Here is a 13,282-nt window from a genome sequence, read left to right as displayed (position 1 = left end):
CGCATGGCCGCCTCGCGGCTATCCGCCAGCCGCCGGTTCCCGCGAGGACGAGGTCCCCAGCGCCAGCCCCGGCTCGGCGCCGCGCTTGAGCACGGCGTAGAGCAGCCCGGTAAGCAGGCTGCCGGCGACGATCGCCAGCAGGTACGCCAGGGCGTGGTTGATCGCGTTGGGCACCAGCATCACGAACAACCCGCCGTGAGGCGCCTGCAACTTGCAGCCGAAATACATCGACAGGGCGCCGGTCAGCGCGCCGCCGGCGATGCTCGCCGGGATCACCCGCAGCGGGTCCTTGGCGGCGAACGGGATGGCGCCTTCGGAGATGAAGCACAGCCCCAGCACCGAGGCTGCCTTGCCGGCCTGCCGCTCGCTCTCGGCGAACTTGCGCCGCGCCAGCAGGGTCGCCAGGCCCATGCCGATCGGCGGCACCATGCCCGCCGCCATCACCGCCGCCATCGGCGCGTAGCTGTGCGACGAGAGCAGGCCGACGGAAAAGGCGTAGGCGGCCTTGTTGACCGGTCCGCCGAGGTCGACGCACATCATCCCGCCGAGCAGCAGGCCGAGGAGGATGGCATTGGAGGTGCCCATGCCGTCGAGGAACCCGGTCAGGGCCGCGAGCATCCCGGCCACCGGCTTGCCGACCACGTAGAGCATCAGCAGGCCGGTGACCAGGCTGGCCAGCAACGGGATGACCAGGATCGGCTTCAGCGCTTCCAGGCTCGCCGGCAGCCTCAGCCCGTGGCTGATGGCCCGCGCCGCATAGCCGGCGATGAAGCCGGCGACTATCCCGCCGATGAACCCGGCGCCGAGGGTCCCGGCGAGCAGGCCGCCGAGCATGCCCGGCGCCAGGCCCGGGCGGTCGGCGATGGAATAGGCGATGTAGCCGGCGAGCATCGGCACCATCAGGACGAAAGCCGTGTCGCCGACCGTCCTCAGCACCGCCGCCAGGCTGCCCGGCTGCTTGTAGGCATCGATGCCGAAGGCCAGCGACAGGGCGATCAGCAGGCCGCCCGCGACCACCATCGGCAACATGAACGACACCCCGGTCAGCAGGTGCTTGTACACCCCGCGCTTCTCGTCCCTGGCAACCACCGCGCTGGCTGCGCCCGCGCTCTCGACCTGCCCTTCCGCCAGCGCCCGCTCGAGCGTCGCGCGGGCCTGCTTGAGGGCCACGCCGGTGCCGCAACGGTAGATCTTCTTGCCGGCGAAACGGGCCGTGTCCACGTCGATGTCGGCGGCCAGCAGGACCACGTCGGCGGCGGCGATGTCCGCCGGGTCGAGCGGGTTGCGCGCGCCGACCGAGCCCTGGGTCTCGACCTGCAACGCGAAGCCCAGTTGCCCCGCCGCGAGCTGCAACGCCTCGGCGGCCATGAAGGTGTGCGCCACGCCGGTCGGACAGGCGGTCACCGCGACGATCCGCGGTGCCGCTCCGGCCTCCGGCGCAACCAGGCCGGCCTCGTCCCCGGCGACCTCCACGCTCGCCAGGGCGGCGGCCCGCTGGAGGAAGGCGCGCGGATCGGCCAGCGCCTCGGCGGGACGCGCGCGATACACCGGCTTGCCGACGAAACGCGCCGCCGCCAGCGGCTCGACGCCGACCAGCAGGACCCAGTCGGCTTCGGCGATCTGTTCGGCGCTCAGTTCGCCCTCGGGCCTCGACCCGGCATTCGCCTCGACGCAGGTTTCCCAGCCCAGGCGCTCGGCGGCGCCCCGCAGCAGGCGCGCGGCGAGCACGCTGGTGACCTGTCCGCCAGGGCAGGCGGTGACGATCGCTAGTTTCATCTCAGGCCTCCTCGACCAATGGCTGCACCACGACGCCCGCTTCGATCCGCGCCAGGCGCTGCGGATCGCCGATGCCGAACTCGAACTGGGTCACCGCCAGGCTGGCGATGGCGGTGGCCTGACGCAGCACCCGCTCGGCCGGCCAGCCGCTGGCCAGGCCGTGCAGCATGCCGGCCAGCAGGGAATCGCCGGCGCCCACCGTGCTGGCCACTTCCACCGCCGGCGGCCGCGCCTGCCAGGCACCCTCGGCGGCGAACCAGTTGACCCCCGCGGCGCCCTGGGAAATCACCACCTGGCCTACCCCGTCATGGCGCAGGCGTTCGGCCGCCTGGCGCTGTGCGACCAGGTCATCCATCGGCGCCGAGCAGAGATCGGCCAGTTCCTCGACGTTCGGCTTGATCATCCACGGCGCAGCCTTCACACCTTCGCGCAGGGCCGCGCCACTGCTGTCGAAGGCGACCTTCAGGCCGAGGCGCCGCAAGCGCCGCAGCAGTTCGCCCAGCCATTCCGGCTCGACCCCGCGCGGCAGGCTGCCGGCGACCACCGCCAGCTCGTGCTCCCCGGCAAGCCGGTCGAGGCGTTCGAGCAACGCCGCCTGGGCTCGCTCGTCGGCCTCCGGGCCCGGCCCGTTGAGGTCGCTGACGCGCCCGCCGCGCTCGGCCAGCTTGATGTTGCTGCGGGTTTCGCCCGGCACCCGGACGAACGCATCGGCGAAGCCACGACGCTGGAACATGGCGGTGAACGGCGGCTGGTTGTCTTCGCCGAGGAAGCCGCTGACCGTCAACCGATGGCCGAGGTCGGCAAGCACCTGGGCGACGTTCAGGCCCTTGCCGGCGGCCTGGGTCAGCACCGCCTCGCTGCGGTTAACCGCCCCCAGTTCCAGCTGGCGCAGGCGCACGGTGAGGTCCAGCGCCGGGTTCAGGGTAATCGTCAGGATCCGCGCCATTACTGCACCTCCGCTTCCACCAGGGCCCGGACCTCGGCGGCGCTCGCCAGGCCCAGGGCTTTGCGGGCCAGGCCGCGCGCAGCGACCAGCTGCAGTTCGCGCACGCCGGCCTTGACCAGGGCGATGCTGCGCGCCGAGACGCTCAGCTCGTCCACTCCCAGGCCGACCAGCAGCGGCAACGCCAGCGGGTCGGCCGCCAGTTCGCCGCAGACGCCGACCCACTTGCCCTCGGCGTGGGCGGCGCGGACGGTCATGTCGATCAGTTGCAGCACCGCCGGATGCAGGCCGTCGGCCTGGGCCGAAAGACTCGGGTGGCCGCGATCGATAGCCAGGGTGTACTGGGTCAGGTCGTTGGTGCCGACGCTGAAGAAGTCCACCTCGCGGGCCAGCACCGGCGCGAGCAACGCCGCCGAGGGCACCTCGACCATGATCCCCAGTTGCAGGTCGGCCAGCGGGATTTCCTCGCGCAGGCGCAGCGCCAAGTCACGCGCCTGGCGCCATTCGTCGAGGCTGCCGACCATCGGGAACATCACCCGCAGCGGCCGCTCCCCGGCAGCGCGGAACAGCGCGCGCAACTGGGTCTCGAGGATCTGCGGTCGCTGCAGGGTCAAGCGGATACCGCGCAGGCCCAGATAGGGATTCTCTTCGTGGGGAATCGGCCAGTACGGCAGCGGCTTGTCCCCGCCGACATCCAGGGTCCGCGCCACCAGCGGACGTCCGTCGAGGGCGTCGAGCACCCGACGGTATTCCGCTTCCTGGGTCGCCAGGTCCGGCGCGCGGGCGTTGTTCATGAAGACGAACTCGGTGCGCAGCAGGCCGACGCCCTCGGCGCCCAGCTCCACCGCGCGCGCCGCGCCGGCGGTGTCGCCAAGGTTGGCGCAGACTTCCACCGCGTGGCCGTCGCGGGTCCGCGCAGGCTCCAGCCGCTGCGCGTCGGCGCGGGCCTGGCGCTGCTGGCGGGCGTCGCGCTCGGCGGCGGCCTGCTGCAACTGTTCGGTGCTCGGCACCACCTGCAGCCAGCCGTGCTCGCCATCCAGCAGCAGCGCCGTACCCGGCTCCAGGCCGAGCACCGCCGCGCCGGCGCCGACCAATGCCGGAATGCCGAGGGCGCGGGCGATGATCGCGCTGTGCGAGGTGGCGCCGCCGCGCGCCGTGAGGATGCCGGCGACCCGCTGGGCGTCGAGGCGGGCGACATCGGAGGGGCCGACCTCGTCCATCACCAGGATGTACGGCTGCTCCGGCTCGCGCGGCGCCTCCACCCCGCAGAGCCTGGCCAGCACCCGCCGGCCGAGGTCGCGGAGGTCGGCGGCGCGCTCGGCGAGCAGCGCGTCGTGCAGCGCCTCCTGCTGCGCCGCGCTGTCTTCCACCACCCGACTCCAGGCCGCTTCGGCGCTTTCGCCGCGATTCAGGCGCAGTTGCACCTGCTCGGCCAGTTCCGGATCGTCGAGCATCTCGCGGTGGGTGACGAAAATCTCGCGGATCGCCTTCACCGTGCTGCGTTCGACCAGGCCGACGATCTCCTCGTCCACCGCCCGCTTGGCCCGCAGCAGGCGCTCGCGCTCATGGGCCGGCGACTCGCCACGCGGCTGGAACTCGAAGCGCTGCGCCACCTGGACATGCGCCGGACCACTGGCGATGCCCGGCGACGCGGCGATCGCCTGCAGGCGCTCGCCGGCGCGCAGCGGCGCCGGCCGGGCAACCTCTTCCGCCTCGCCGACGGCATCGGGCAAGGCCTCCTCCGCCAGCGCTTCGACCTCCTCGCCGAGCCCCTCGCGCACCGCGGCCAGCAAGGCTGGCAGCGCGTCCTCGGCGATCGCCGGCTCGGCGCTGAACTCCAGCGTCTGGCCGCGTCGCGCGCCGAGGGCGAGCAGCTTGCTCAGGCTCTTCGCCGAGACGGGGGCCGCCTCGCTGTCGGCCAGGCGCACCCGGATCTCGCCGGCGAAGCCCTTGGCCAGCTGCGCCAGCGCCTGCGCCGGGCGGGCATGCAGGCCATGCGGGTTGGCCAGGACCACTCGCGCGCTGGGCCAGTCCGGCGGCAGCTCGCCACCGAGCGCCGCGAGTACGCTGCGGCTGCTGGTGGCGCGCACCAGTTCGGCGCCACGCCCTTCCAGCAACAGGTCGCACAGGCGTTCGAGGAGCGCCTGGTGCGCTTCGCCCAGGCTGGCCAGGCAGAACAGCCCGGTGACCGGTTGCCCCTGGTGCTGCAACGGTTGCGCCGGAGTGACGAAGGCCAGCCCGGGGCGCTTCACCAATTGTTCGCTGTGCAACCAGCACAGCCCGTCGCCCAGCGGCAACGGTTCGGTCTGCTGGAGCACGGCGGCGAAGCCGTTCTCCACGCAGCCGGCCTTCTTCAACAGGCGCGCGCCGAGCCAGGCCAGTTCGTCGAGGTCCTCGGCGTTCTGGCCGAGGCCGACCAGTTGTGCGTCGAGCGCCAGTTCCTGCGGCGCGCCCTGCAACAGGCCGAGGACTTCCTCGGCGCTGGCGGCCGCGCTCAGCGCCGGTCCCAGGTCGGCCTCGCCGAGGGCGCGGGTGAGCAATTGCAGGAGTTGCAGGTGTTCGTCGGACTTCGCTGCGATGCCGATGGCCAGGTAGACCTGCTGGCCATCGCCCCAGTCCACTCCCTCGGGGAATTGCAGCAGGCGCACACCGGTGCTGAAGACCAGCTCGCGGGTATCCGGGGTCCCATGGGGTATGGCGATGCCCTGGCCGAGGTAGGTGGAGCCTTGTGCCTCGCGCGCCTTCAGGCCCTCGGCATAGCCGGGCGCGGCCAGGCCGTCGGCGACCAGCGCCGCGCCGAGCAGGCGCAGGGCTTCGGCCTTGTCCGCGGCGCGCTGGCCCATGCGGATCTGCCGGGTATCGAGTTCGAGCATGGAAACCTCCTCAGGAGCGAACGGCTCCCCGTCTCACGTCCGGATCGTCCCGCCGCGCCGAGGCGCGGGCGCGGGATGTGCCGGCGGTAGCGGAAAGCGGCTCGCGGGAGCCTTCCGTACAGCCTGGGGCGGTGATCCGCTTGTTGTCATTGACCTGCCATAGCGTAGGCGGCGCCGCGTTCGGGCTGCGCGAGGCAGCCTGGGGCAGGGGGCGCCGGCTTCGCCGGAATCTTTTGCTGAATCGATTCACTTAATTAAATTGGCACGTTACCCGATAATGATTGATCCTTGAAGCCCAACTTGTCGTCGCCTCCAGTAGAGATCGGTTTGAAACTCAGTGATATCGCCCGCCTGGCCGGGGTCTCGGTGACCACCGCCAGCTACGTCATCAATGGCAAGGCCGCCCAGCGGCGCATCAGCGCCGCCACCGTCGAGCGCGTGCTTGCCGTGGTCGAGGAACACGGCTACCAGCCGGACCAGCAGGCCGCCGGCCTGCGCCGCGGGCAGACCCGCACCCTCGGCTTCATCCTCCCGGACCTGGAAAACCCCAGCTACGCCCGCCTCGCCAAGCAACTCGAACAAGGCGCCCGGGCGCGCGGCTACCAGTTGCTGATCGCCTGCTCCGACGACGAGCCGGAGACCGAGCGCCAGGTGGTCAACCTGTTCCGCGCGCGCCGCTGCGACGCGCTGATCGTCGCCAGTTGCCTGCCGGCCGGGGATGATACCCATGCCCGGCTGGTCGCCGAAGGCCTGCCGGTGGTGGCCATCGACCGCCAGCTCGACCCGCAGCGCTTCGCCTCGGTGATCAGCGACGACCAGGACGCCGCGCGCCGCCTCACCGAAACCCTGTTGCAACCGGCGCCGCGCCATATCGCCCTGCTCGGCGCGCGGGCGGACCTGATCATCAGCCACGACCGCGCCGCCGGCTTCCGCCAGGCGCTGAAGGACTTCCGCGGCGAGGTCATCGTCGAGCATGCCGAGGTGTTCAGCCGCGAGTGCGGACGCCGCCTGATGGAGCAATTGCTCGAGCGCCTGGGCTACCTGCCCGACGCCCTGGTGACCACTGCCTATGTACTCCTCGAAGGCGTCTTCGATGTGTTCCAGGCGCGCGCCGACGGTTGGCCCGAAGGCTTGCGGGTGGCGACCTTCGGCGACACCCAGTTGCTCGACTTCGTGCCGCTGAAGGTCAACTCGATCTACCAGCAGCACGCGCTGATCGCCGCCAACGCCCTCGAACTGGCGCTCCGCGCGGTCGAGGAGAACGACTACCGGCCGGGCCTGCACGCCGTCCCCCGGCAACTCAAGCTGCGCGACTGAGCCGGCCGCCATGCGCCTGGTCGACACCCACAACCACCTCGACTTCCCGGACTTCGACGCCGACCGCGCCGCGCTGCTGCAACGCAGCCGCGCGCTGGGGGTCGAGCGCCAGGTGGTGCTCGGCGTCTACCGCGAGAACTGGCAACGGGTCTGGGACCTGGCGCAGGCCGAGGATGGCCTGTACGCGGCGCTCGGCCTGCACCCCGTCTACCTGGCGCGGCACCGCCCGCAGCACCTGGACGACCTGCGCCAGTGGCTGCAACGCCTGCGCGGCGAGACGAAGCTCTGCGCGGTCGGCGAGATCGGCCTGGACTACTACCTGGAACACCTCGACCGCGACGCCCAGCAGGCGCTGTTCGAGGCCCAACTGCGGCTGGCCGCGGAATTCCGCCTGCCGGCGCTGATCCACGTGCGCCGCGCCCACGCGGCGACCATCGCCACCCTCAAGCGCATCCGACTGGAGCGCCGTGGCATCATCCATGCCTTCGCCGGCAGCCGCGAGGAAGCCCGCGAGTACCTCAAGCTCGGCTTCCGCCTCGGCCTCGGCGGCGCGCCGACCTGGCCGCAGGCCAACCGCCTGCGCAAGGTGGCGGCGGAGCTGCCGGCCGACGCCATCGTGCTGGAAACCGATGCGCCGGACATGGCGCCCTCGATGTATCCCGGCCAGCGCAACAGTCCGGAGCACCTGCCGGACATCTGCCGCGCCCTCGCCGAGCTGCGCGGGGTCGACGCCGAGGAACTGGCGGCGAGCAGCAGCCGCAACGCCGCCGAGCTGTTCGGCTGGGACTGATCAAGCGTCGCGCAGGACTTCCGGCGCCAGTTGCGGGTACGTCTCGCGCAACGCCTCCAGGCAGGCCGAAAGCTGCGCCGCTTCCTCCGGCAGGCGCCGGGCGAAGTCGCTCCAGCCTTGCAGACGCAATCGCCGGGGCATCGGCACCAGGCCGCTGATGGCGTCCCAGAAGGCATCCCAGTTGCATCCGTACCACGGCGGCAACGCCAGGGCCTCGCGCAGGCGTTCGTGCAAGCGCGCGGCGCTGTCCACGTCCGCCAGCTCGATGGCCAGGCTCGCCGCCCGGTTCAGTTCCTCGTCCATGGAGCCTCCGCCAGCAATGCGTCGCAACGCTCGCGCACGAACGCGCGCAAGAGGGTCACCGGGCGGGTCAACTGGGCGCGGTGGGTACACAAGAGGTTCATCGGCGTCGCCTCGCCCTGCCACTCCGGCAGCAGCAGGCGCAGGCGCCCGGCGCGCACGTCCTCGGCCACGTCCAGCCAGGACTTGTAGACCAGCCCCTTGCCGGCCAGGGCCCAGCGCCGCACCACGTCGGCGTCGTCGCAGACCCGGTCGCCGGCGACCGTCAGGCTCAGGCTGCGGCGGCCCCGCTGGAACGCCCAGCGGTCGTGTACCCGGCCGCCGAGTTGGTAGAGCAGGCAATTGTGCTCGCGCAGGTCGTCCGGCTGGCGCGGCTCGCCGCGCTCCGCCAGGTAGCCCGGCGCGGCGCAGAGCACTCGCCGGTTGTCCGGCGCCAGCGGCAGGGCGACCAGGCTGGAGTCGGCCGGTGCGCCGTAGCGGATCGCCACGTCCACCGGTTGCCGGTAGAGATCGGTCACCCGGTCGCCGAGCAGCAGGCGCAGGCTCAGTTGCGGATAGCGCGCCTGGAACTCGTCGAGCCAGGGCAGCAGCAGGTTGCGGCCGAAGTCGGAGGGCGCGGAAAGCTGCAGTACCCCGGCGATCTGGTCCTTGCCGCCCTGCAGCAACCGGCGCCCCTCCTCCAGGCTGCGCAACGAGGCGCGGGCATGCAGGAGGAACGCGTCGCCCTCGGGAGTCAGGCGCAGGCTGCGGGTGGAGCGGGCGAACAGGCGTACCTCCAGCTCGCTTTCCAGGCGCTTCAGCGCCGCGCTGGCCACCGCCGGGGAAATCTCCAACTGGCGCGCGGCGGCGGACAACGAGCCGCTGTCGCTGGTGTGGACGAACACCTGGAGGTCGTCGTAACGCAGCATTTTCAAGATTCCTTTGAAAGAGTCTTCCCTGATAGCCTGTTTTTCAGCGATTTGAAATAGCCCATCCTGACTCCGCCCCATCGAAGGAACCCACCATGAGCACACCCCTCACCCTGATCGCCACCATCACCGCCGCCCCCGGCCACGCCGAGGCCCTGGAACGCGAATTGCGCGCCCTGGTCGCCCCGTCGCGCGCCGAGGCTGGTTGCCTGCAGTACGACCTGCACCAGGACCGCCACGACTCCCACCTGTTCTACATGATCGAGCAGTGGCGCGACGACGCCGCCCTGGAGCGCCACCAGAACACCGAACACTTCCTGCGCTTCAGCCGCGGCAACGAAGCCCTGCTGCAGAACGTGAAGATCGACCAACTCTATCGCCTCGCCTGAGGCCCGTTTCCCGGAGCCCCCATGAAAGCTGTCGGTTACTACCAGTCCCTGCCCATCGACCATCCCGATGCCCTGCTCGACCTCGAACTGCCCGAGCCCACGCCGGGCCCACGCGACCTGCTGGTGGAGGTCCGCGCCATCTCGGTCAACCCGGTGGATACCAAGGTCCGCCAGCGCGCCCAGCCGGAAGCCGGCCAGGCCAAGGTGCTGGGCTGGGATGCGGCGGGCGTGGTGCGCGCGGTCGGCAGCGAGGTCAGCCTGTTCCGTCCTGGCGACCGGGTCTGGTACGCCGGGGACATCACCCGCCCCGGCAGCAACAGCGAGCGGCATCGGGTCGACGAGCGCATTGCCGGGCACCTGCCGAAAAGCCTCGACTTCGCCCAGGCCGCGGCCCTGCCGCTGACCACCATCACCGCCTGGGAACTGCTCTTCGAGCGCTTGCAGATCGCCGAAGGCAAGGCCGACCAGGGCCAGAGCCTGCTGGTGGTCGGCGCCGCCGGCGGGGTCGGTTCGATCCTGGTCCAACTGGCCCGGCAACTGACCGGCCTGAACGTGATCGGCACCGCTTCGCGCGCAGAGACCCAGGCCTGGGTCCGCGACCTCGGCGCGCACCATGTGATCGACCACGGCAAGCCGCTGGCCGAAGAGCTGAAGCGGATCGGTGTCGCCGAGGTCAGCCACGTCGCCAGCCTGACCCACACCGACCAGCACCTCGAACAGATCGTCGCCGCGCTGCGCCCGCAAGGCCGCCTGGCGCTGATCGACGACCCGGCGTCGCTGGACATCGGCAAGCTGAAGCAGAAGAGCCTGTCGCTGCACTGGGAGTTCATGTACACCCGCTCGATGTTCCAGACCGACGACATGATCGAGCAGCACCGGCTGCTGGAGCGGGTCGCCGGGCTGATCGACGAAGGCGTGTTGAAGACCACCGTCGGCGAGCATTTCGGCCGCATCGACGCGGCCAACCTGCGCCGCGCCCACGCGCTGCTGGAGAGCGGCCGGGCCAAGGGCAAGATCGTTCTCGAAGGGTTCTGAACGGCAGGACCACGGGGCGCGGCGTTTTCCACCCTACCGCCGTGCCCCTGGCCTTTGCTATCCCGCCTTGCGCACCCTCAGCGCAGTCTCGATCTCGCCAAGGATCGTCGGGTCGTCGATGGTCGATGGCGCCGCGTAGTCCTCGCCATCGGCGATCTTGCGCAGCACCGCGCGGAGGATCTTCCCGGAGCGGGTCTTCGGCAGCCGCTTGACCACCACCACCCGCTGGAAGCAGGCCAGCGCGCCGATCTGTTCGCGGACCAGCGCCACCAGCTCGCGCTGCAGTTGCTCGGCGGCGATCCCGGCATCGTCCTTGAGCACCACCAGGCCCAGCGGCACGTGGCCCTTGAGTTCGTCCCGCACGCCGATCACCGCGCACTCGGCAACCGCCTGGTGCTGCGCCACGCGTTCCTCCATCTCGCCGGTGGAGAGGCGATGCCCGGAAACGTTTATCACGTCGTCGGTGCGCCCCATGATGTAGACGAAGCCGTCCTCGTCGAGATAACCGCCGTCGCCGGTGTGGTAGTAGCCGGGATAGTTGCCCAGGTAGGCCTGCAGGTAGCGCGGGTGGTCGCCCCAGAGGGTCTGCGCGCAGCCCGGCGGCAACGGCAGGGCGATGACGATTGCGCCCTGGCGGTTCGCTCCCAGCGGCCGGCCTTCGTCGTCCAGCACCTGCACGTGGTAGCCGGGCACCGCGCGGTTGGTCGAACCGGCCCGCAGGTCGTGGCCGGCGATCCCGATGCAGGGCGCGGTCACCGGCCAGCCGGTCTCGGTCTGCCACCAATGGTCGTGGACCGGCCGCCCGGTGTGCTCCTCCAGCCAGTGCTGGGTGCTGCTGTCGAGCTTCTCGCCGGCCAGGAACAGGTGGCGCAGCGAACTTAGGTCGTAGCGCTTCACCCGTTCGCCATGCGGGTCTTCCTTGCGGATCGCGCGGATCGCCGTCGGCGCGCAGAACAGGCTGTTCACCCTGTGCTCTTCGATCACCCGCCAGTAGGCGCCGGCGTCCGGCGTACGCACCGGCTTGCCTTCGTAGAACACTGTGGTACAGCCGCACATCAGCGGGCCGTAGACGATCAGCGAGTGGCCGACCACCCAGCCGACGTCGGAGATCCCCCACCAGACGTCGCCGGCCTGCATGCCGTAGATAGTGCGGACCGCGTAGCGCACCGCCACCGCGTGGCCACCGTTGTCGCGGACGATGCCCTTGGGCTTACCGGTGGTGCCCGAGGTGTACATGATGTACAGCGGATCGCCGCTGGCCACCGGCAGCGGATCGGCCGGCTCGGCGGCGGCGAGGCAGTCCTGCCAGTCCAGGTCGCGGCCCGGGTGCAGGCGCGCGAGCGCCTGCGGGCGTTGCCAGACCATGACGTGGGCAGGCTGGTGGATCGCCAGTTCGAGGGCCTTGTCCACCAGCGGCTTGTATTCGATCACCCGGTCGAACTCCAGCCCGCAGGAAGCGGTGAGCACCAGCTTCGGCGTGGCGTCGTCGATGCGCAGGGCCAGTTCGTAGGGAGCGAAGCCACCGAACACCACCGAATGCACCGCGCCCAGGCGCGCGCAAGCGAGCATCGCCATGGCCGCCTGCGGCACCATCGGCATGTAGATGATCACCCGGTCGCCCTTGCCGACCCCGAGGGCCCGCAGGGCGCCGGCCAGGCGCGCCACTTCGTCGCGCAGCCGCAGGTAGCTGTAGCGGTCCTGGGTGCCGGTCACCGGCGAGTCGTAGATCAGCGCGGTCTGTTCGCCGCGCCCCTCCTCGATCTGCCGGTCGAGGGCCAGGTAGGCGCTGTTCAGGCGGCCATCGGCGAACCAGCGATGGGTGCCGTCGGGCAGGCTTTCGAGGATATTCGCGGGCGCCTGGTACCAGGCCAGGGAACGGGCCTGTTCGGCCCAGAACGCGGCCGGCTCGGCGATCGAGCGGGCGTGCTGCTGCAGGTACGTCATGTTCCAGCCCTCTGATTGTTCTTATTAGGGATGAAGCAGTGAGTGAGCCTTGGAGTATGGGCGGGCGCCGGGCACCCGCCATCAACCTTTGGTCGTAGGGGTCAGTCCTTGCCGCGGTAGAGCTTCTGGATGCTGGAGAAGTCCAGCCCGTCGTGCTCGGCATCGGCCTGGGCGTGCAGGCTGAACAGGTTGCGCGCCAGCGCGCCGAGTGGCGTCGAGGCCTGCACCGCCTGGGCGTTGGCCAGCGCCAGGCCGAGGTCCTTGTTCATCAGGCGCACCTGGAAACCGCCGGCATAGCCGTTGCTCGCCGGCGCCTGCGGCATCACCCCGGGCCAGGGGTTGTAGAGGTTCAGCGCCCAGTTGCCGCCGGAACTCTGCTTCATCACCTCGGACAGCACCGCCGGATCGAGGCCGTTCTTCACCCCCAGCGCCAGGGCCTCGGCGGTGCCGGCCATGAGGATGCCGAGGAGCATGTTGTTGCAGATCTTCGCCACCTGGCCGGCGCCGTGATCGCCGGCGTGGAAGATGTTCCGGCCCATGTTCTCGAGGATCGGCCGGGCCCGCGCGAAGCCTTCGGCGGGGCCGCCGACGATGAAGCTCAGGGTGCCGGCGCGGGCGCCGCCGACGCCGCCGGAAACCGGCGCGTCGAGCAGGGTCAGGCCCTTCGCCGCGGCGGCCTCGGCGACCTTGCGCGCGGTCTCCGGGGCGATGGTCGAGCAGTCGATCAGCAGGGGCTTGCCGGCGACCCGCGCGAGCAGGCCGTCGTCGCCGAGATACAGGCTTTCCACGTGCTGCCCGGCCGGCAGCATGCTGATCACCACTTCGGCGCCTTCGCAGCACTGCAAGGCGCTATCGGCGCCCTGCGCGCCCTGCTCGACCAGGCTCAGCACGGCCTTGGGCTGCAAGTCGAAGACATTCACCCGGTGGCCGGCCTTGAGCAGGTTGGCGGCCATCGGCCCACCCATGTTGCCCAGGCCGAGGAATGCGATGTCGGTCATCGGTCCGTC

Annotated in this window: 11 protein-coding genes; 4 read left to right on the top strand and 7 right to left on the bottom strand. The window is 70.8% G+C overall.

What is annotated here, in order from left to right; translation table 11 throughout:
- Nucleotides 1-18 precede the first annotated feature (18 nt).
- The 3 genes from LT948_RS06020 to ptsP are packed head-to-tail and all read right to left on the bottom strand — an operon-like array spanning nt 19 to nt 5,592.
- Nucleotides 19-1,776: a PTS fructose-like transporter subunit IIB gene (locus LT948_RS06020; RefSeq protein WP_003107161.1), complete on the bottom strand. Its 1,758-nt coding sequence runs from the start codon at nt 1,774-1,776 to the stop codon at nt 19-21.
- 1 nt (nt 1,777) lies between these two features.
- Nucleotides 1,778-2,722 (bottom strand): 1-phosphofructokinase, encoded by a 945-nt coding sequence (gene pfkB, locus LT948_RS06015; RefSeq protein ID WP_003112874.1) that lies wholly within the window; start codon nt 2,720-2,722, stop codon nt 1,778-1,780.
- On the bottom strand, nt 2,722-5,592 hold the full coding sequence (gene ptsP / locus LT948_RS06010) for a phosphoenolpyruvate--protein phosphotransferase (protein ID WP_033995629.1): 2,871 nt from the start codon (nt 5,590-5,592) through the stop codon (nt 2,722-2,724). The genes pfkB and ptsP overlap by 1 nt, the downstream gene beginning before the upstream one ends.
- 327 nt (nt 5,593-5,919) lie before the next feature.
- On the opposite strand from ptsP, the gene cra reads away from it, so the two are divergent.
- Nucleotides 5,920-6,909, top strand: a complete 990-nt coding sequence (cra, locus tag LT948_RS06005) for a catabolite repressor/activator (RefSeq protein ID WP_003104372.1) — start codon at nt 5,920-5,922, stop codon at nt 6,907-6,909.
- 10 nt (nt 6,910-6,919) lie between these two features.
- Nucleotides 6,920-7,699, top strand: a complete 780-nt coding sequence (locus tag LT948_RS06000; protein WP_016254276.1) for a TatD family hydrolase — start codon at nt 6,920-6,922, stop codon at nt 7,697-7,699.
- On the opposite strand, the gene LT948_RS05995 is transcribed toward LT948_RS06000, so the two are convergent.
- Together LT948_RS05995 and LT948_RS05990 are read right to left on the bottom strand one after the other, a co-directional pair.
- Nucleotides 7,700-8,002, bottom strand: coding sequence for a barstar family protein (locus LT948_RS05995; protein ID WP_003111769.1), 303 nt, complete (start codon nt 8,000-8,002; stop codon nt 7,700-7,702). It abuts the gene before it with no gap.
- Nucleotides 7,987-8,907, bottom strand: a complete 921-nt coding sequence (locus tag LT948_RS05990) for a LysR family transcriptional regulator (RefSeq protein ID WP_015502509.1) — start codon at nt 8,905-8,907, stop codon at nt 7,987-7,989. The genes LT948_RS05995 and LT948_RS05990 overlap by 16 nt, the downstream gene beginning before the upstream one ends.
- Nucleotides 8,908-9,002: 95 nt before the next feature.
- Here LT948_RS05990 and LT948_RS05985 point away from each other — a divergent pair, with 95 nt between their 5' ends.
- Together LT948_RS05985 and LT948_RS05980 are read left to right on the top strand one after the other, a co-directional pair.
- Nucleotides 9,003-9,296: a putative quinol monooxygenase gene (locus tag LT948_RS05985; protein WP_003104358.1), complete on the top strand. Its 294-nt coding sequence runs from the start codon at nt 9,003-9,005 to the stop codon at nt 9,294-9,296.
- A gap of 21 nt (nt 9,297-9,317) precedes the next feature.
- Complete coding sequence (locus LT948_RS05980; RefSeq protein ID WP_003130023.1) at nt 9,318-10,331, top strand: zinc-binding alcohol dehydrogenase family protein; 1,014 nt, start codon at nt 9,318-9,320, stop codon at nt 10,329-10,331.
- Between the two features lie 57 nt (nt 10,332-10,388).
- Here the strand turns inward: LT948_RS05980 and LT948_RS05975 are convergent, their stop codons facing one another.
- Both LT948_RS05975 and mmsB read right to left on the bottom strand, forming a co-directional pair.
- Nucleotides 10,389-12,275, bottom strand: coding sequence for a propionyl-CoA synthetase (locus LT948_RS05975; protein WP_003111766.1), 1,887 nt, complete (start codon nt 12,273-12,275; stop codon nt 10,389-10,391).
- A gap of 101 nt (nt 12,276-12,376) precedes the next feature.
- Nucleotides 12,377-13,273, bottom strand: coding sequence for a 3-hydroxyisobutyrate dehydrogenase (gene mmsB / locus LT948_RS05970; RefSeq protein ID WP_009877528.1), 897 nt, complete (start codon nt 13,271-13,273; stop codon nt 12,377-12,379).
- Between the last annotated feature and the right edge of the window lie 9 nt (nt 13,274-13,282).

The organism is Pseudomonas sp. CP-1 (assembly GCF_021213715.1).
GTDB classification, from domain to species: domain Bacteria; phylum Pseudomonadota; class Gammaproteobacteria; order Pseudomonadales; family Pseudomonadaceae; genus Pseudomonas; species Pseudomonas aeruginosa.
Note: the sequence above shows the minus strand (reverse complement) of the source record. Positions and strands in the feature narration are given on the sequence as shown.